The sequence below is a fragment of the Winogradskyella poriferorum genome (assembly GCF_050618035.1).
GTDB lineage: Bacteria > Bacteroidota > Bacteroidia > Flavobacteriales > Flavobacteriaceae > Winogradskyella > Winogradskyella poriferorum_A.
Map to the genome: position 1 here is coordinate 156,737 of NZ_JBODPY010000004.1, position 21,133 is coordinate 177,869.

The 21,133-nt window shown below is 35.4% G+C and carries 15 protein-coding genes; 14 read left to right on the plus strand and 1 reads right to left on the minus strand.

Features of this window, described 5'->3' with window-relative positions:
* Position 1 precedes the first annotated feature (1 nt).
* The 4 genes from ACRHOC_RS10525 to ACRHOC_RS10540 all read left to right on the plus strand — a co-directional run bounded on the left by ACRHOC_RS10525 (position 2) and on the right by ACRHOC_RS10540 (position 3,668).
* A complete protein-coding gene (locus ACRHOC_RS10525) occupies positions 2-1,828 on the plus strand; it encodes an ABC transporter ATP-binding protein (protein ID WP_431158596.1) in 1,827 nt (608 codons plus the stop codon).
* 297 nt (positions 1,829-2,125) lie between these two features.
* A complete protein-coding gene (locus tag ACRHOC_RS10530; protein ID WP_431158597.1) occupies positions 2,126-2,668 on the plus strand; it encodes an RNA polymerase sigma factor in 543 nt (180 codons plus the stop codon).
* Between the two features lie 32 nt (positions 2,669-2,700).
* Positions 2,701-3,201 (plus strand): hypothetical protein, encoded by a 501-nt coding sequence (locus tag ACRHOC_RS10535; protein WP_431158598.1) that lies wholly within the window; start codon positions 2,701-2,703, stop codon positions 3,199-3,201.
* Positions 3,202-3,215: 14 nt separating this feature from the next.
* Positions 3,216-3,668: a sensor of ECF-type sigma factor gene (locus ACRHOC_RS10540; protein WP_431158599.1), complete on the plus strand. Its 453-nt coding sequence runs from the start codon at positions 3,216-3,218 to the stop codon at positions 3,666-3,668.
* A 31-nt stretch (positions 3,669-3,699) separates the two neighbouring features.
* Here ACRHOC_RS10540 and ACRHOC_RS10545 read toward each other — a convergent pair whose 3' ends face one another.
* Complete coding sequence (locus ACRHOC_RS10545; protein WP_431158600.1) at positions 3,700-4,800, minus strand: WD40/YVTN/BNR-like repeat-containing protein; 1,101 nt, start codon at positions 4,798-4,800, stop codon at positions 3,700-3,702.
* 110 nt (positions 4,801-4,910) lie between these two features.
* On the opposite strand from ACRHOC_RS10545, the gene ACRHOC_RS10550 reads away from it, so the two are divergent.
* The 10 genes from ACRHOC_RS10550 to ACRHOC_RS10595 all read left to right on the plus strand — a co-directional run bounded on the left by ACRHOC_RS10550 (position 4,911) and on the right by ACRHOC_RS10595 (position 21,123).
* Complete coding sequence (locus ACRHOC_RS10550; protein ID WP_431158601.1) at positions 4,911-6,122, plus strand: RsmB/NOP family class I SAM-dependent RNA methyltransferase; 1,212 nt, start codon at positions 4,911-4,913, stop codon at positions 6,120-6,122.
* Positions 6,123-6,142: 20 nt separating this feature from the next.
* Positions 6,143-8,005, plus strand: a complete 1,863-nt coding sequence (locus ACRHOC_RS10555) for an endonuclease (protein WP_431158602.1) — start codon at positions 6,143-6,145, stop codon at positions 8,003-8,005.
* Between the two features lies 1 nt (position 8,006).
* Positions 8,007-8,876 (plus strand): fructosamine kinase family protein, encoded by an 870-nt coding sequence (locus ACRHOC_RS10560; RefSeq protein ID WP_431158603.1) that lies wholly within the window; start codon positions 8,007-8,009, stop codon positions 8,874-8,876.
* A gap of 134 nt (positions 8,877-9,010) precedes the next feature.
* Positions 9,011-12,667 (plus strand): phosphoribosylformylglycinamidine synthase, encoded by a 3,657-nt coding sequence (purL, locus tag ACRHOC_RS10565; RefSeq protein ID WP_431158604.1) that lies wholly within the window; start codon positions 9,011-9,013, stop codon positions 12,665-12,667.
* 99 nt (positions 12,668-12,766) lie between these two features.
* Positions 12,767-14,542, plus strand: a complete 1,776-nt coding sequence (locus ACRHOC_RS10570) for an AMP-dependent synthetase/ligase (protein WP_431158605.1) — start codon at positions 12,767-12,769, stop codon at positions 14,540-14,542.
* 157 nt (positions 14,543-14,699) lie between these two features.
* Positions 14,700-15,092, plus strand: a complete 393-nt coding sequence (locus tag ACRHOC_RS10575; protein ID WP_431158606.1) for a hypothetical protein — start codon at positions 14,700-14,702, stop codon at positions 15,090-15,092.
* A gap of 144 nt (positions 15,093-15,236) precedes the next feature.
* Positions 15,237-15,692, plus strand: coding sequence for a MarR family winged helix-turn-helix transcriptional regulator (locus ACRHOC_RS10580; protein ID WP_431158607.1), 456 nt, complete (start codon positions 15,237-15,239; stop codon positions 15,690-15,692).
* Positions 15,692-18,100 carry a 3-hydroxyacyl-CoA dehydrogenase/enoyl-CoA hydratase family protein gene (locus tag ACRHOC_RS10585; RefSeq protein WP_431158608.1) on the plus strand — a complete coding sequence of 803 codons (2,409 nt, stop codon included), beginning with the start codon at positions 15,692-15,694 and terminating at the stop codon, positions 18,098-18,100. Before ACRHOC_RS10580 ends, ACRHOC_RS10585 begins: the two co-directional genes overlap by 1 nt.
* Before the next feature lie 4 nt (positions 18,101-18,104).
* A complete protein-coding gene (locus tag ACRHOC_RS10590) occupies positions 18,105-19,295 on the plus strand; it encodes an acetyl-CoA C-acyltransferase (RefSeq protein ID WP_431158609.1) in 1,191 nt (396 codons plus the stop codon).
* 25 nt (positions 19,296-19,320) lie between these two features.
* Positions 19,321-21,123 carry an acyl-CoA dehydrogenase family protein gene (locus ACRHOC_RS10595; RefSeq protein ID WP_431158610.1) on the plus strand — a complete coding sequence of 601 codons (1,803 nt, stop codon included), beginning with the start codon at positions 19,321-19,323 and terminating at the stop codon, positions 21,121-21,123.
* Positions 21,124-21,133 lie beyond the last annotated feature (10 nt).

Here is a 21,133-nt window from a genome sequence, read left to right on the forward strand (position 1 = left end):
AATGGATTATTTAAAAAAGCTAGGCAGGTTTATTATCCCATACAAACGCTATGGGATTTTAAACATAGTTGCCAATATTTTTTACGCCCTTTTTAGCACATTAGCCATGGTTTCTTTAATGCCAATGATCAATGTTCTATTTGGTGAGGGTAAGAAGGTGACAGAAAAACCTGTTTATGAAGGTATCACTTCATTAAAAGATTATGTAGAAAATTTCATTAACTACATTATCACTTCAACATCACAAGAATTTGGTCCACAACGTTCATTGTTGTACATGATTATTTTAATCATTAGCCTTTTCTTACTTAAAAACTTGTTTAATTACTTAGGCCTTTACTTTATAACCTTTTTGCGTAATGGTGTTTTAAAGGATCTTAGAAACGAGATTTATGCAAAAGTGACTAGTCTGCCAATCTCCTATTATTCTGAGAAAAAGAAAGGTGATATCATTGCTAGAATTTCTGGAGATGTTAATGAGGTTAAAAACTCTTTACTTGCTATACTTGAGCTTATTGTAAAAGAACCCCTTACAATACTGTTTGCAATTGTTGCGATGTTTACAATTTCCGTGAAATTGACAATATTTGTTTTTCTTTTTATACCAGTTTCTGGTTTTATTATCTCAAGAATTGGTAAAAGCCTTAAAAAGAAATCAGATCGTGTGCAACGCGAACAAGGCATCTTTCTTTCAACACTAGAAGAAACCTTAGGTGGATTAAAAGTTATTAAAGGGTTTAATGCCGAACAGCGTTTTAATGATAGGTTTAGATCTTCGACAGATCGCTTTTACAACTTCTCCAACACCTTAATGAATCGTCAAAATTTGGCCTCACCAACAAGTGAGTTTTTAGGTATCGTCACCATTGCAGCACTTTTATGGTATGGTGGTAGTATGGTTTTAGTAGAAAAAACACTTTCTGGAGGCGCTTTTATTGGTTATATGGCATTGGCCTATCAAATTCTTACACCAGCTAAAGCCATTAGTAAAGCAAGTTATAAAGTTAAAGCTGGTAATGCAGCGGCTGATCGTGTCTTAGAGATTTTAAATACGGAATCACCATTAGAGGATCGTTCTGATGCCAAATCGAAAACAGAATTTACTTCAGACATAAAACTAAATAATGTCTCCTTTAAATATGATGAAGAGTATGTACTCAAAGACTTTACGATGACGGTTCCAAAAGGTAAAAGCATCGCTTTAGTAGGCCAGTCAGGTAGTGGTAAAAGTACTATTGCCAATCTAGTTACACGGTTTTATGATGTGAACAAAGGCAGTATTACTATAGACAATAATAATATAAAAGATCTTACCAAACATTCTTTGAGAAATCTAATGGGTCTTGTAACACAAGATTCTATCTTATTTAATGACAGTATTAAAAACAATATCTTATTAGGAAAAGAAGATGCCAGTGATGATGAGATTGTTGAAGCTTTAAAAATTGCTAATGCTTGGGAATTCGTCAAGGAATTACCAAATGGTATAGATACTAACATTGGTGATTCTGGAAATAAGTTATCAGGCGGTCAAAAGCAGCGCTTAAGTATTGCACGTGCGGTTCTCAAAAACCCACCAATTATGATTTTAGATGAGGCGACTTCTGCGTTAGATACTGAAAGTGAACGTCTTGTTCAAGAAGCCTTAGAAAATATGATGCGTAATAGAACATCAATCGTTATTGCTCATCGATTATCTACAATTCAAAATGCAGATCAAATTATCGTAATGCAAAAAGGCGAAATCGCTGAGCAAGGCAACCACAAAGAATTAATTGCTAAAAATGGTGTCTATAAGAAACTTGTAGAAATGCAAAGTTTCGAATAAACAGAGAATCTTATGGGTTAAAACAAAAAGGATGCGCCTTTCGGCACATCCTCTTCTATATGTTACCAGATTTGGGGACACTGGCAACAGTTAATAGGTTAAGCAGGTCAAACATATGACAAAAAATGCTACAAACCAAGAAAAAAGTGCTTTTTATCGTATTTTTTATACATTTAATCGATGTTATTTTTATTAAATACTTGTTTATCAATGTTTTAAATAAATATGTTAAAACTAAAAAAATTGACCAATTAAACTTTTAGTAATTTACGGAGTCTAAAAAGCAAAAGAATCGCATTGACCAACGAATCACAATTCATATTGCGTCTTCAAGACCCCAAGTCTAAAGAGACCGCTTTTAGAGAGTTATTACAACTTTATAAAGAGCGTCTTTATTGGCATATACGTAAAATTGTACTGAGCCATGACGATGCAGATGACGTGCTTCAAAATACCTTTATAAAGGTTTATAAAAGTATTGATAAGTTTAAAGGCGAAAGTAAATTGTATTCTTGGTTATATCGCATAGCTACCAACGAATCTATTACACATTTGAATAAGAATGCGAAACGCCTACACATAAGTAATGAAGAGCAAAAAGATAACGCACTTAATAGCCTAACTGCCGACGTTTATTTTGAAGGTGATGAAATTCAACTTAAATTACAGAGAGCAATTGCATCGTTGCCCGAGAAGCAACAGTTAGTATTTAATATGAAATATTTTGATGACATTAAATACAAGGACATGGCTGAAATTTTAGAAACAAGTGAAGGTGCCTTAAAAGCATCTTATCATATTGCAGTTAAAAAGATAGAAACCTATTTAACGTCTAATTAAACCATTGCAGTAATAATTAGTCATAATAATAGATGAAAAAAGATAAATTACATAACATAAAAAATCTAGGATTTAAATCACCTGAAGGATACTTCGATTCATTCGAGGATAAACTTATGGCAAAACTTAACACTCCAGAATCTTTATCAGAGATAAAATCTAGTGGTTTTGAAGTCCCAAAAGACTACTTTAAAAACCTCGATGAAGACATATTGAGTAAGTTAAAGAAAGAGGAAACTCCTGTAATTCAATTATCTTCTAGACGACAGTTATACTATGTTGCTGGTATTGCCGCTTCAATAGTATTAATGTTGGCAATATTCATTTATAAACCTTTTGAAGAGGAGCTTTCTGTAGAAATGGTAGAAAGTTATTTAGAAGACAGAGATCTCAGTTCTTATGAATTGGCTGCCTTATTGGCAGATTCAGATTTGCTTGAAGATGATTTTGTAATCACAGAAACAAGTTTTGAAGAAGATAATCTAGAATCTTATCTGCTTGAAAACTCAGAAATAGACTTAATTATAGAATAGAACTTTACAATATTATGAAACGATTAATCCCAATATTTATTTTACTAATTAGCCTTTCAGGTCATGCACAACGTGATGGTAAAATGAATGAACGTATAAAAGCTCAAAAAGTAGCTTTTATAACTGAAAAATTGAGCCTTACTGCTGAGGAGGCACAACAATTTTGGCCAATATACAATGCATTTGAAGAATCGAGAGAGCGCATCAAATCTGGTCCACTACGTCAGGTAAAAATGAAAATAAGAAGTAATCCAGACATGTCAGATAATGAAGCGCGTAAACTGTTAGATCAAATTCTTAATGCTGAAAATGAGATTCATAATGCTAAAATGAAATTAGCTGAAGATCTTCAATCTGTATTATCGCCAAAAAAAATAATAAGGTTAAGAGCCGCCGAGGATGAATTTAACCGTGAGCTCCTTCAGCGCCTCAAAAAAATGCGTGAGCGACGAATGAATAAAAACTAAAATAATGAGGAAGCCAATTGGCTTCCTTTTTTTATTTGAATGTTAATTTACTTATCCTACCTCGACCAGCTGCATAGGCAATAGAGTCATTAAGAAATCTAATTGTATAAAAGCCTTCGTCACTAAGATGATTCCAGGTATTGCCTGCATCATTACTATAATCTATACCTTTAAAACCAACAGCTACTAATTCCTTAGCATTTCTGCCTGGAATATATTGTACACAACTTCTATAGCCTGGGCTTTTTCCATCACCAACAACTTCCCATGTTTTACCACCATTTGTTGTTTTAATTTTATTCGAAATATTAGCATCGGGATTGGTATAATCACCACCAATAGCAAAACCATTTTCCCCATCGTAAAAATCTATAGAATACATCCCTGTAGTTTCTTTACCTTGAATAATTGGTGTTTCATAAACCTCCCAGGTTAACCCTTTATCTGGGGAATATAAAACACGACTGGTTTTACCACCGGTTGCAACCCAAGTGTCATCACCGACTATAGCAATATTAGTATCACTAGCCGCAAAAGCGGCTTCACCTTCTTTCACTTTAGGGAGAGTATCACAAGAGATTTTGTTCCATGTTTCACCACCATCTCTAGTTATGATAACACTCATGCAATCATCTGTAGGGTCACCAATGGCAATACCTTCGAGGTCATTCCAAAAAGCCATGGAATCGTAAAATGTTTTTGGGTGGTTTTCTGTATAAACTAGTTTAATTTGTCCATTTTCATATTTATATAACATTGCTGGAGACTCTATAGATAATACTAATAGTGCATCATCAATTTTTGCCAGAGATCGCATATTCAACATTGTTGAGTCATTTCTAAAAATTCTTGTCCAACTACTCAATAATTTAGGTTCAGAATCATTCTGAAATTGAAAAACATTTGAATTGTAGTAATCTTTCTCCGAAATTGACTCATTCCCAATATCGCCGTCCGCACCTGCAAACCAAACTTTATTATCTTTTAATTCTATAGCTCTTACATTAAAAGCCGAATCCATCTGTCTAACATTATCAATTTTTACTTCGCGAAAAGTTTTTTTAGTTTTAAATTCTTTTGATTTACACATCAAAAAACTTAAAAATATTAAGTAAATAAAAGAGTATTTCATACATCAAATTTTACCTAAAAATAGAAAACTTAGTTAATTATTTCAGATGGGGTTAACAAAACCAATATTATTAAAGATTTAGATTACCTTTGAGCGCTTAATTTATTTCAATGCGACTCCACAGAAATTTGTGCTTTGCCGTTATCGACGGACTACATAAAATCTTTAATGAAAATGAATATGCCGATAAGGTGGTTCAACAACTTTTAAAACGTGATAAGCGTTGGGGAAGTAGAGATAGAGGTTTTATTGCCGAAACAACTTATGAAATCGTAAGATATAAACGTCTTTATGCTGAAATTGCGAATGTAAAAGAGCCCTTTGATCGTGATAATCTATGGCGCATTTTTGCAGTTTGGGCAACACTAAAAGGAATAAAGCTTCCAGATTGGAAATATTTCTCTGAAACACCTACAAGAAAAATTAAAGGAAGATTCGATGAACTTTCAAAAACTAGAAAGTATAGTGAATCTATTCCAGATTGGATGGACAATTTGGGTGTTAAAGAACTCGGTGAAAAAACATGGTCTAAAGAGATTCGTAAGCAGAACGAACAAGCAGAGGTTATTCTTCGCGTCAACACTTTAAAGACCAATAAGAAAGATTTAAAACTGAAGCTTCAATCGGAAAATATTGAAACAGAATTTATCTCAAATTATCCTAGTGCCTTAAAATTAGTTGAACGTGCTAATGTTTTTAAAACCGAAGCTTTTAAAGAGGGCTGGTTTGAAGTACAAGATGCTTCATCGCAATTAGTTGCTGACTTTTTAGATGTAAAACCAGGCATGAAAGTTGTTGATGCTTGCGCAGGTGCTGGTGGTAAGACTTTACATTTGGCATCTTTGATGGAAAACAAAGGTCAGATCATTGCCATGGATATTTATGAGAGTAAATTAAAAAAACTTAAGGTTAGAGCTAGACGTAATGGTGTGCATAATGTAGAATTAAAAGTTATCGATTCTACAAAACCTATTAAGAAGTTATACGGTAAGGCAGATCGTTTGCTTATTGATGCACCATGTTCTGGATTAGGCGTTTTAAGACGAAATCCTGATTCTAAATGGAAATTACAACCAGAGTTTATAGAAAACATTAAAAAAGTACAGTCGGAAGTTTTAGAAAAATATTCAAAGATGGTTAAACCAGGAGGTAAAATGGTTTATGCAACGTGTTCGGTATTACCGTCTGAAAATGAAAAGCAAGTTGATAATTTCTTAACGTCAGAAGCCGGTAAAACTTTTAAATTTGTCAAGGATAAAAAAATTCTTGCACATCAATCAGGTTATGACGGCTTTTACATGGCATTGCTAGAAAAGAACTAAACTATATCACATCAATTCAAATGAAACAATTTTACATTCTCTTTTTATTTATCAGTAGCCTAGCATTTGGGCAAATACCTTCAAACTATTATGATAGTGCAAATGGTCTTAGTGGCTTTGCACTTAAAACGGAATTAAAAAATATTGTTTCAAATGGACATGTTGCAAGAACCTATGATCAATTATATGATGGCAACGGAATCGCAGGCTCTAATGGTTATGAAGACACACATTCTGACCTTAATGTTACTGGTGGAACCAATTATGAAAATGACGGAACCATATTAGATTTTTACTCCGAAAATCCAACTGGTGCAGATCCATACAACTTTACCCATGGCAATAATCAATGTGGTAATCAAATGGCAGAAGGCGACTGCTATAACAGAGAACACTTGGTACCTCAATCTTCTTTTAGTAGCGCGTTTCCAATGCAAAGTGATATTCACCATGTGATTCCAACAGATGGACGTGTAAATAACTTTAGAGGATCCTTACCATTTGGAATTGTAGATATAAGCGACCCAGATCTATGGACTTCATTAAATGGTTCTATGCGTGGCAATAGTGATGTTAGTGGTTACTCAGGTGATATGTTTGAACCTATAGATGAATTTAAAGGCGATATCGCTAGAGCACTACTCTATTTTGCAGTGCGTTATGAAGATACAGTTGATGGTTATACCAGTTTTGATATGTTTAACGGCACAAATGATGAAGTCTTTTTTACTTGGGCAATCGATTTACTTTTAGACTGGCATAATAATGTCGATCCAGTAGACCAAAGAGAGATTGATAGAAATAATGAAGCCTATAATTTTCAAGGCAATGCAAATCCTTTTGTAGACCATCCAGAATATGCCTCAATGATTTGGAATCCGGTACCAGATACTGAGGCACCTACAGCACCAACCAATTTAATGGCGACTAATCCAACATTAAGTACCATTGACTTAAGTTGGACTGCTTCTACAGATAATGTTGCAGTCACAGCTTATGACATTTATATTGGTGGCTCATTCTCAGAAAGTGTTACATCAACTAGTACCACGATAACAGGCTTAGCGCTAAATACCGAATATTGTTTTACAGTTTTTGCTAGAGACGAAGCAATGAATACATCAGCTTCAAGTAACCAATCTTGTGCAACAACATTAGATTCATCGGGAGGAACAGCTGATCTATTCTTCTCTGAATATGTTGAAGGGTCTAGTACAAATAAAGCTTTGGAAATTGCAAACTTTACAGGTATTACTGTAAGTCTTTCTAACTATACTTTAAAACTGGCATTTAATGCAAATTCTTTCTCTACGGTTTATAATTTTCCAAATACATCCATCGCGAATGGAGATGTATTTGTTGTCGCGAACAGTGGACTTGAAAGTTCTTGCCAACCTCAGCAAGATGATGTAAATAATAGTATTACAAATTTTAATGGTAATGATGCCATAGGCCTATTTAAGAATGATGTTTTAATTGATATTATTGGTATTGAAGGTGATGGTAATGATTTTGCTGAAAATGTAACCTTGGTGAGAAAAGAATCTGTAGAGTTCCCAACCACAACCTATAATAGTGCTGAGTGGAACATTTTACCTCAGAATGATTGTACTGGTCTCGGTAGTCATTCCCAAGCACTTGATGTTGAATCATTTGAAACTGACACAATCAAAATATATCCAAATCCATTGAGTGGTAATATTCTCCATGTGAGATCAAACTCTAATTTAGACTTTGAAGTCTTTTCAATTTTAGGTAAAAAGGTAACGGAAGGGCAAATTCTTAATAGTCAGATTGATTTTAGCAATCTGAACAAGGGGGTTTATCTCATAAAATTTACTTCAGATAAAAAGAGTAAAACATACAAATTAGTGCGTTTATAAAGTGTTATTACCGAAAGACTTTAAATATCATCTTGAGTCTTTTCTTAATAACACAATAATTGGACTTCATACCCTTTCTGGTGGAGACACATCTTCTGTTTTTAAAATTGAAACAAGCAGTAAGGAATTTGCAGTTTTAAAATTAGGCACTTATAAAACATCGAATAATTTACTTAATGCCGAAGTAAATGGGTTACGATGTATAGCAAATTCTAAAACGATTCGTACACCTGAAATTTATAGTTATGGAGTCTTCAACGAATTGACTTACCTATTAATGGAATATGTACCTTCTAAACGACCTAACAAGGAGGACTTTTCAAGATTAGGACAACAACTAGCTCAACTTCATAAACATTCTTCAGAATCATTTGGATTAGAAAGTCCTAATTATATCGGTAGGCTCGAGCAACAAAATGACCTAACAGATAGTTGGATTGACTTTTTTAGCGAATATAGACTGGGAATTCAATTTAAATTAGCTTTAAGTAAAGGACTTTTAAAAACGTCTGAGGTGCCAGCAATAGCATCTATAAAATCATACTTAGAAAGCATCTGCCATAACATTAAACCATCATTACTTCACGGTGATCTTTGGAGTGGCAATTACCTAATTGCAACCAATGGCACACCATATCTTATAGATCCTTCAGTGTATTATGGACATGCAGAAATTGATATGGCCATGAGCAAGTTATTTGGAGGGTTTGATGCTAGCTTTTATGAAGCCTATCATAATGAGTTTCCCATCACAGAACACTTTCAAGCTCGAATCGAAATTTACCAATTATACTATTTACTCGTTCATCTAAATATGTTTGGTAGTTCTTACTATACCTCGGTAAAGCAAATTTTAAACAAGCATTTTTAATAGGAATGTCTTTCATAAATTATTTGTTTAAAACCTGTTGACTACTTAGGTATTTGAATTGGTTTTTCTATTAGGAATATCACAATTTAGATTAACTTTGTGTTTTTAATTTTCACACCAAACCTGAGACATAAATGATTCATTTCTTTGGAAACCAAAACAGCAAGGTTTTTGCTGTTCAAGCAACAAGAGAATTTTCAACAGAGACAATATCAAAATTAGTGTGGTTATTTGGCGACCAACCTAAAATAGAGCAAGCATCGATAGATGCTTTTTTTGTTGGTCCAAGAGCTGCAATGATTACACCTTGGAGTACCAATGCTGTTGAAATCACCCAAAATATGGGCATAGATGGTATTGTAAGAATCGAGGAGTTCACAAGTATTAAAGAAGATTTCAAAGGCTATGATCCTATGATTTCTGAAAAGTACAATGGACTCAATCAAGAGATTTACACCATTAATGTTGAGCCAGAAGCTATCAAAGATATCATTGATATTGAAGCATATAATCAACAAGAAGGTTTGGCCTTAAGTAATGAGGAAGTCAACTATTTGGAAGGCGTTTCTGAGAAGATTGGTCGACCATTGACTGACTCTGAAGTATTTGGTTTTTCGCAAGTTAATTCTGAGCATTGTAGACATAAAATTTTCAACGGCACCTTCGTTATTGATGGTGAAGAAATGCCAACATCGTTATTCAAATTAATAAAAAAGACTTCTGAAGCACATCCTAATGATATTGTATCCGCTTACAAGGACAATGTCGCTTTTATAAAAGGACCAGTCGTTGAACAATTTGCTCCAAAGCGTGCAGATGTGCCAGATTATTATACAACCGAAGATTTTGAATCTGTAATTTCTTTGAAAGCAGAAACTCACAACTTCCCTACTACAGTAGAGCCGTTTAATGGTGCTGCAACTGGTTCTGGTGGAGAAATCAGAGACCGACTTGCTGGTGGAAAAGGATCTATACCCTTAGCTGGAACTGCAGTTTATATGACCTCTTACTCACGTCTTGAGGAGGAACGTCCATGGGAGAAGGCTTTCCCTGAACGTAAATGGTTATATCAGACACCAATGGATATCCTTATTAAAGCAAGTAACGGTGCTTCCGACTTTGGTAATAAGTTTGGACAACCTTTAATCTGTGGTTCTGTACTGACCTTTGAGCACCAAGAACATAATGAAAGACTTGGATTCGATAAAGTGATAATGCTTGCTGGAGGAATAGGATATGGCAAAAAGAACCAAGCTTTAAAAGACACACCAAAGCAAGGTGATAAAATAGTAATTCTAGGCGGTGACAACTACCGCATTGGTATGGGTGGTGCAGCGGTATCTTCGGCAGATACTGGTGAGTTTGATACAGGAATTGAATTAAATGCCGTACAACGTTCCAATCCAGAAATGCAAAAACGTGCAGCAAATGCTGTAAGAGGCATGGTGGAAAGTGATGAAAACTTTATTGTATCAATTCATGATCATGGTGCTGGTGGTCATCTTAATTGTCTATCAGAACTTGTAGAAGACACTGGTGGTCAAATCAATTTAGACAAACTACCAATTGGAGATCCAACCCTTTCTGCGAAGGAGATTATAGGTAACGAATCCCAAGAGCGTATGGGTCTTGTCATTTCGGAAGACCATTTAGGCTTACTACATAAAATCGCAGATCGAGAGCGATCACCTATTTACGATGTTGGTGATGTTACTGGAGATGACCGATTTACATTTAAATCAAAGAGTAAAGGTGATAAACCGATGGATTTGGCATTGGAAGACATGTTTGGTAGTTCTCCAAAAACTATAATGACCGACTCTACTCTTGATAAATCCTTTTCAGGTATTTCATATAACACCGATGATTTCTATAATTATCTAGAGCAGGTTTTACAGCTCGAAGCTGTGGCTTGTAAAGACTGGCTTACCAACAAAGTAGACCGTTGCGTTGGTGGTAAAGTGGCAAAGCAACAATGTGCAGGTGCCTTACAATTACCTTTAAATAATGTTGGAGTAATGGCATTAGACTTTAAGGGAAAAGAAGGGATTGCCACATCGATTGGCCACTCACCTATTTCTGGTCTAATTAACCCTGTTGCAGGAAGTAGAAATTCGATTACCGAAGCGCTTACCAATATTATTTGGGCACCACTTAAAGACGGATTAAAAAGTGTATCACTTTCTGCAAATTGGATGTGGCCTTGTCGAAATGAAGGTGAAGATGCAAGATTATACGAAGCTGTAAAAGCTGTATCTGATTTTGCTATTGATTTAGGTATTAACGTACCAACAGGAAAAGATTCGCTTTCAATGAAGCAGAAATACCCTGAAGGTGACGTCATCGCACCTGGCACAGTAATAATTTCTGCAGCTGGTAACTGTAATGACATTTCTAAAGTTGTAGAACCTGTTTTTCAAAAAAACAAGGGCTCTATTTATTATATCAATATCTCTCAAGACACTTATAAACTTGGTGGAAGTTCATTTGCACAGATTAATAATAAGATTGGTAATAATACACCGAATGTGCAAGATGCTAGTTACGTAAAGACTGTTTTCAATACCATTCAATCTTTAATAAAACAAGATAAAATTGTTGCTGGTCACGATATCGCCTCTGGAGGACTGATTACAACACTTTTAGAAATGTGTTTTGCTGAAAATAATATAGGAGCGGAAATCGATTTAACTGATTTAGGTGAAAAAGACGGTTTTAAAGTACTTTTTGCTGAAAATACAAGTGTTGTAATACAATCCGTAGATGCTTCTATCGAAAAAGATCTTACAGATGCAGGTGTAGAATTTCATAAAATCGGTGAGGTCACAGAAAGTGATGTACTAGGTGTCATCAATGGCACTGAAGTTTACACCATGACCATTTCTAGATTAAGAGATGTGTGGTATAAAACTTCTTATTTGCTAGATAATAAACAAACAGCAAACAACTTAGCTACAGAACGTTTTAATAACTATAAGAATCAACCATTAACTTATAGTTTCCCTAGTCATTTTACTGGTCAATTGCCTGCAGTTGGTAAAACCAGACCTAAAGCAGCAATCTTAAGGGAGAAAGGAAGTAATTCTGAACGTGAAATGGCCAATGCGATGTATTTAGCAGGATTTGATGTTAAAGATGTGCATATGACCGATTTAATCTCTGGTAGAGAAAATTTAGAGGATATTCAGTTTCTTGGTGCTGTTGGTGGTTTTAGTAATAGCGATGTTTTAGGTTCTGCAAAGGGTTGGGCAGGTGCCATTAAATACAACAAAAAAGCAAATGAAGTGATTAAAAACTTCTTTGAGCGCGAAGACACTTTATCTGTAGGCATTTGTAATGGATGTCAATTATTTATGGAGCTCGAAGAAATCTACCCTGAACATGAAGTTCATGGTAAAATGGTACATAACGATTCCCATAAGCATGAGAGTAGTTTTACATCTGTAAAAATCGAAAATAATAACTCCGTAATGCTATCAACCCTAAGCGGTGCAACACTAGGCGTTTGGATTTCACATGGCGAAGGCAAGTTCGATTTACCTTATTCCGAAGACAAGTATAATATTGTAGCTAAATACGGTTATGAAGCGTATCCTGCTAATCCTAACGGATCGGATTATAACAGTGCCATGCTCTGTGACAAAACTGGTCGTCATTTGGTAACCATGCCTCATATAGAGCGTTCAACATTTCAATGGAACTGGGCTAATTATCCCCAAGATCGAAACGATGAGGTTTCACCATGGTTGGAAGCCTTTGTTAATGCAAGAATTTGGATTGAGAATTTATAAGTCATAAAATTTCATTTCCGATTATTATTTATTTAGGAAATAATCGCTTTAATTTTATTACTTTCGTAAAATTCCGACTAATTATTTGCACATACTATTATGACCGAAGTTAAACGACTGTTTGATTTTCCCTATTACCAACTAGAAAATAAACCGAACAAAACTGCCCTTGTTACTAAATATGATGGTAAGTGGACACCAATGTCTACAGAAGAGTATTTAAACAAGGCCAATGCTGTAAGTAGAGCGCTCTTAAAAATGGGTGTTCAAAAGAATGATAAAATTGCAGTCATATCCTCTACTAACCGAACCGAATGGAATATTATGGATATTGGAGTATTGCAGGTTGGAGCACAGAATATTCCGATTTACCCAACAATAAGTTCTGAAGATTACGAGTATGTATTAAATCATAGTGAATCTATCTTTTGTTTCGTATCAGATGCGGAGGTATTAGAAAAGGTGAATAAAATAAAGGATAGGACAAGTTTAAAGGAGGTCTATTCTTTCGATCATATTGAGGGTTGCAAACATTATTCTGAATTATTCGAAATCGGTAAAGATGAGAGTACACAAGGAGATGTTGAAAAACGCAAAGACGAAGTTAAACCTGAAGATTTAGCAACAATAATATATACTTCTGGTACAACCGGTAGACCAAAAGGAGTAATGTTATCACACTGGAACATTACGAGTAATGTATTGGACAGTTCAGGACGTGTACCCCTTCCACCATCTGGTGAAACGCGTGTACTTAGTTTTTTACCAATTTGTCACATTTTTGAACGTGTATTAATCTATGTTTATCAGTATGCTGGTACATCGATATATTTTGCGGAGGCCTTAGATAAAATTGGAGATAACGCTAAAGAGATTAATCCTAATCTTATGAGTGTGGTGCCACGACTACTCGAAAAAGTATTTGATAAAATAATGCTTAAGGGTGAAGACTTAAAAGGTATTAAAAAAGCACTCTTTTTCTGGGCCGTGCGTTTAGGTGAGCAATGGCAACCTTATGGTGCCAATGGTGGCTGGTATGAGTTTAAATTAAAAATTGCCAATAAACTCATATTTAGTAAATGGCGAGAAGCCTTAGGTGGTGAATTAGGAACCATGGTATCTGGCAGTGCAGCCTTACAACCAAGATTAGCAAGAGTTTTTGGAGCTGCAGGTATGAAAGTAATGGAAGGTTATGGTCTCACAGAAACCTCTCCAGTGGTATCAGTGGGTCAATACGACGACAGTATGTACAAGATTGGTACTGTAGGAAAACCAATTCCTAATGTTGAAGTTAAGATTGCCGATGATGGTGAAATCTTAATTAAGGGGCCAAATGTGATGATGGGTTATTATAAAGATCCTGAAAAAACTGCCAGTGTTATGACTGGTGATTATTTCCACACAGGTGATAAAGGCGAAATTGATGAGGATGGCTTCCTAAAAATTACAGGTCGTAAAAAAGAAATGTTTAAAACCTCTGGTGGTAAATACATCATACCAACATTACTTGAAAACAACCTCAAACAATCTTTATTTATAGAACAGGTAATGGTGGTTGGTGAAGGTGAGAAAATGCCTGGAGCGATCATACAACCAAACTTTGAATTTATTCGAGATTGGATTGACCATAAAGAGCATGAAATAGGTAAATCAGAGGATGAAATTGCGACTTCACCAAAAGTTATAAAACGAATTCAAAAAGAAGTTGACAAATACAACAAGAATTTTGGTAAATGGGAACAAATCAAACGATTTGAACTCACATCAGATATTTGGTCTATAGATGAGGGCCACCTCACGCCTACCATGAAAATGAAGCGAAGTGTCATACGTGAAAAATATGATGAGCTATATGAAAAAATTTACCGTCCTTAAAAAAGTATAGTTTTTAATATTGTAATGTTAGCTCCGTATGAAAGGGTTGGCAAAACACATTTGAATCGCATAATTACTGTAAGTTACTACTTACATTTGCATTATGATTTGTTCATTTTGTTATATATTTAAAGTAACTAACTAAACAAATCATTTTATGAAAACTAAAACTTTTATTGTCGCAGGACTCGTTGGAGGTCTTGTAGATTGGCTATTAGGATGGTTATTCTACGGTATTTTATTCGCTGATACCTTTCCTCAACCGCAAGAAGAAACAAATGCTATGTTATTTATTACAATGGGCTGTTTTGCCTTCGGTTTCTTCATGTCCTACATTTACAATCAATGGGCTCAAATTACAACAGTAGCCACAGGCGCTAAGGCTGGAGTAATTATTGGTCTATTTATGGGTCTAATAAGTGTCTTCTTTGGCATGGCAGAACAAGTAGAAGTGGATTATCAATTATTCGGTTTAGAATTGATAATATACATCATCATCTCTGCTGTAGTTGGAGGCGCAGTCGGGCTAATCAACGGTAAAGTGAAATAGTTCAACCTCACAAAGAATATAAGAGGCACTTCTAGTTAAAGTGCTTCTTTTTTATCTCGTCTTTTTACTATGCGTGCATAATTTTTTTTAATTTACTATGCATGCATAGTATTTTTTATTATCTTTGAAAACTACCAAAACGTTATGAAAGACAAAACTATAGATTATGTACTGCGAACTACATGGTTAGCAGTAAACAAAATGTACAATGAAGAAGCTTCAAAATTTGGTACAACTATGGCAACGGGTTTTGCGTTGCTTAATATTGATCCAGAAAACGGAACACCTTCAACCTCTCTAGGCCCTAAAATGGGTATGGAAGCGACGAGTTTATCTCGAACATTAAAAACCATGGAAGAAAAAGGACTTATTATCAGAAAGCCTAATCCAGAAGATGGACGTGGTGTATTAATTTATCTTACAGATTTTGGTAAAGAGAAACGCGACTACTCAAAAGACCGCGTACTCACATTTGATGAAGCGATAAGATCAAATATAGAACCTGAAAAACTTCAGAACTTCTATGAGGTTGCGGAGCTTATCAATAATATGATCTCAAATAAAAAAATATATAAACAAAAAGAACAGTCTGTTAAATAATGAGCAAACGAAGAATTAAAAAAATAGCGATTATTGGCTCAGGTATTATGGGAAGCGGTATAGCTTGCCATTTTGCCAATATTGGTGTTGATGTCTTATTACTAGATATCGTACCAAGAGAACTAAATAATAAGGAAAAAGCCAAAGGGCTTACCTTAGAAGATAAAGTAGTTCGCAATCGTTTGGTTAATGATGCTTTAATGACATCTATTAAATCAAAACCAGCACCACTTTATCACCCTTCATTCAAAAATAGGATTACCACAGGTAACTTAGAGGATGATATTGCCAAAGTAGCCGATGTCGATTGGATCATGGAAGTTGTTGTTGAACGTCTTGACATCAAACAACAAGTTTTTGAAAAATTAGAGAAATACAGAACACCTGGCACCTTAATTACCTCTAATACTTCAGGTATTCCAATTAAGTTTATGAGCGAAGGTCGCAGTGAAGATTTTCAAAAGCATTTCTGCGGAACACACTTTTTTAATCCAGCGCGTTATTTAAAACTTTTTGAAGTTATACCAGGCCCTAAAACTGATGCTAGTGTCTTAGAATTCTTAAATGGATATGGTGAGCAATTCCTTGGAAAAACATCAGTAATTGCTAAGGATACACCAGCTTTTATCGGTAACCGAATTGGAATTTTCAGCATTATGAATGTTTTTCATGTTGTTGAAGAATTAGGTATGACCATAGAAGAGGTCGACAAGCTTTCTGGCCCTGTTATAGGACGACCAAAATCGGCAACGTTTAGAACAGTAGATGTTGTTGGATTAGATACACTAGTACATGTTGCAAACGGTATTAAAGACAATTGCCCTAAAGACGAACGTTTAGAATTATTTACACTTCCTGGATTCATCAATACAATGATGGAGAATAAATGGTTAGGAAGTAAGACAGGCCAAGGATTCTATAAAAAACATGTTACCGCAGATGGTAAAAAAGAAATCCTTTCCCTCGATTTAAATACATTAGAATACAGAAGTAAGCAACGTGCAAAGTTTGCCACTTTAGAGTTGACAAAAACTATCGATCGAGTATCAGATCGTTTTAAAGTACTTGTTGGTGGTAAAGATAAAGCGGCAGAATTTTACAGAAAGCACTTTGCAGCGCTTTTCGCCTATGTGTCACATCGTATTCCAGAAATAACTGATGAAATCTACAAGATTGATGATGCCATGAAGGCTGGATTTGGTTGGGGAGATGGTCCTTTCCAAATTTGGGATGCCATTGGTGTTGAGAAAGGCTTAGAAATGATTAAAGCAGAAGGCCTAGAAGCGAATGCTTGGGTTTCTGAAATGGTGGCTTCAGGTAATACAAGTTTTTACTCCGTAAAAGATGGTGCTTCTTACTGTTATGATATACCATCTAAATCACAACAAAAAATTCCTGGACAAGATAGTTTTATCATTCTTGATAACATTAGAAAATCAAACGAAGTCTTTAAAAACTCAGGTGTTGTTATTGAAGACCTAGGCGATGGTATTCTTAATTGTGAATTCCAATCTAAAATGAACACTATTGGTGGTGATGTTTTAGCTGGGCTTAATAAAGCTGTTGATTTAGCTGAAAAAGACTTTGATGGTCTTGTAATAGGAAATCAAGGTGCTAATTTTAGTGTAGGTGCTAATATTGGAATGATTTTTATGATGGCTGTTGAGCAAGAGTACGATGAACTCAACATGGCCATTAAGTATTTCCAAGATACTATGATGCGCATGCGTTACTCTTCAATTCCTACAGTAGCTGCGCCTCACGGCATGGCTTTAGGTGGTGCGTGTGAATTATCTATGCATGCTGATAAAGTTGTTGCAGCGGCAGAAACTTATATTGGTTTAGTTGAGTTTGGTGTAGGTGTTATACCAGGTGGTGCTGGTTCTAAAGAAATGGCACTAAGAGCGTCAGACACTTTTAAGAAAGGAGATGTAGAGCTAAACATATTACAAGAATACTTCTTAACTGTAGGTATGGCGAAGGTAGCAACATCTGCTTATGAAGCCTTTGATTTAGGTGTTTTACAAAAAGGAAAAGATATCGTTGTTGTCAATAAAGACAGACAAATTGCAACTGCGAAAGCACATGCAAGACTTTTAGCAGATGCAGGTTATACACAACCGGTTAGACGTAAAGATGTCAAGGTGCTTGGTAAACAAGCCTTAGGTATGTTCTTAGTAGGTACCGATTCTATGGAAGCAAGTCATTATATCAGTGAGCATGATCAAAAGATTGCTAACAAATTAGCATATGTAATGGCTGGTGGTGATTTATCAGAACCGACTTTAGTAACAGAACAATACCTTTTGGATTTGGAGCGTGAAGCTTTCTTATCACTATGTACTGAGCGTAAAACTTTAGAACGTATTCAGCACATGTTAAAAACTGGTAAACCTTTAAGAAATTAAAAAAATGAAACAAGTATATATAGTAAAAGGATATAGAACTGCAGTAGGTAAGTCCAAAAAAGGTGGTTTCAGATTTAAAAGAGCTGATGAGCTTGCTGCTGAAACTATACAATATATGATGGGTAAAATGCCAGATTTTGACGTAACTCGTATAGATGATGTCATTGTTGGTAATGCCATGCCAGAGGGATCGCAAGGTCTTAATATGGCGAGAATTATTTCACTCATTGGATTAAATACAGTGGATGTTCCTGGTGTAACAGTAAATCGATTTTGTTCTTCAGGATTGGAGACCATAGCAATGGCTGTAGCAAAAATACAGGCAGGTATGGCAGATTGCATCATCGCTGGTGGTGCTGAAAGTATGAGTTCTGTTCCTATGACTGGATTTAAGCCTGAATTAAATTATGACATTGTTAATTCTGGACATGAAGATTACTATTGGGGAATGGGAAATACGGCTGAAGCTGTAGCGAATAAATATAACGTCTCAAGAGAAGACCAAGATGAGTTTGCCTACAATTCTCATATGAAAGCTTTAAAGGCTCTTGAAGAAAATAAATTCCAAGATCAAATCGTACCTATCGAAGTTGAGGAAACTTATGTGGATGAAAATGGAAAGAAAGCGAATAGAAAGTTTACTGTTACAAAAGATGAAGGACCACGTAAAGGCACTAGCAAAGAAGCTCTAGCAAAACTTAGACCTGTATTTGCACAAGGTGGATCTGTTACAGCTGGTAATTCTTCTCAAACTAGTGATGGTGCAGCCTTCGTATTGGTAATGAGTGAGGATATGGTGAAAGAATTAAATCTTGAACCAATTGCGAGGTTAGTGAGTTATGCAGCGGCTGGTGTACCACCAAGAATAATGGGAATTGGTCCTGTTGCAGCGATTCCAAAAGCCTTAAAACAAGGTGGTTTATCTCAGAGTGATATTGAGTTAATTGAGCTAAATGAAGCCTTCGCTTCTCAGTCTCTAGCAGTGATGAGAGAATTAGATCTTAATCAAGATATCGTTAACGTAAATGGAGGTGCAATTGCCTTAGGACATCCACTTGGATGTACAGGTGCTAAACTCTCTGTTCAGTTATTTGATGAGATGCGCAAAAGAAATATGAAAAACAAATATGGTATGGTAACCATGTGCGTTGGTACAGGTCAAGGTGCCGCTGGAATTTTTGAATTTTTAAACTAATACAACAATATCAATTATATAAGCAATGGAAACAGTTGAAAAAGAATTATTAAGAGGTGGCCAGTTTTTGGTTAAGGAATCTAACTGTGAAGATATATTCACACCTGAAGACTTTAATGAAGAGCAACAAATGATGAAAGAAGCGGTTATGGAATTTAATGACCGTGAAGTCATTGCTCATAGAGAACGCTTTGAGAAAAAAGATTATGCCTTTACTGAAGAGTGTATGCGTAAAGCTGGTGAACTCGGATTTTTAGGTGTAGCCGTACCAGAAGAGTATGGTGGATTGGGAATGGGCTTCGTATCGACTATGCTTGTTTGTGATTATATATCAAGCGGTACAGGTTCATTTAGTACAGCTTTTGGTGCTCACACAGGAATTGGAACCATGCCTATTACATTATATGGTACTGAGGAGCAAAAGCAAAAATACGTACCACAATTAGCAACTGGTGAGTGGTTTGGTGCTTACTGTTTAACTGAGCCTGGTGCAGGTAGTGATGCAAATTCTGGTAAAACTACTGCCGAACTATCAGCGGATGGTAAAACTTATAAAATCAATGGTCAGAAAATGTGGATTTCAAATGCAGGATTCTGTAAGTTGTTCATAGTTTTTGCACGTATTGAAAATGATAAAAATATCACAGGTTTTATTGTAGAAAATGATCCTTCTAATGGTATCACCTTAGGTGAGGAAGAACACAAATTAGGAATTAGAGCAAGTTCTACAAGACAAGTCTTTTTTAACGATACGGTAGTTCCTGTTGAAAATATGTTAGCAGGACGTGGCGAAGGATTTAAAATTGCCATGAATGCCTTAAACGTGGGTAGAATTAAATTAGCGGCTGCTTGTTTAGATTCTCAAAGAAGAATCACCACTACAGCTATACAATATGCTACTGAGCGTAAGCAATTTAAAACACCTATTGCAGATTTTGGTGCTATCAAATCAAAATTAGCCGAAATGGCAGCAAGTGCTTATGCAGGCGAATCAGCATCTTATAGAGCTGCGAAAAACATAGAAGACCGAATTGCAATTAGACAAGCCTCTGGTAATACACACCAAGAAGCTGAGTTAAAAGGTGTTGAAGAATATGCAATAGAATGTTCTATACTTAAAGTGGCTGTTTCAGAAGATGTACAGAATTGTGCTGATGAAGGTATCCAAATTTTTGGCGGAATGGGCTTCTCTGAGGAGACTCCTATGGAAGCCGCTTGGAGAGATGCACGTATAGCACGTATTTACGAAGGAACAAACGAGATTAATCGTATGTTATCTGTTGGTATGCTAGTGAAAAAAGCTATGAAAGGTCATGTTGATCTTTTAGGTCCAGCGATGAAAGTTGCAGACGAATTAATGGGTATTCCTTCATTTGATGTCCAAGATTACTCTGAACTTTTCTCTGAAGAGAAAGACTTAATTACTAGATTAAAGAAAGTATTCTTAATGGTTGCAGGATCAGCAGTTCAGAAATTTGGTCCAGACTTAGAGCAACACCAACAATTGTTAATGAATGCTTCTAATATTCTTATAGAAATCTATATGGCAGAATCTGCAATATTGAGAACAGAAAAGAACGCTAAGCGTTTTGGTGAAGAAGCTCAGAAAGAACAAATAGCTATGGCACAATTGTATTTGTTTAATGCAGTAGAAATCATAAAGAAAAATGGTATGGAAGGTATCATCTCCTTTGCAGAAGGTGATGAACAAAAAATGATGCTTATGGGCTTAAAGCGCTTCACAAAGTACACCAACTACCCTAACGTTGTTGAACTTCGTAATACAATAGCGGAAAAGCTTAAAGCAGAAAACAAATACTGTTTCTAATATCCCCTAA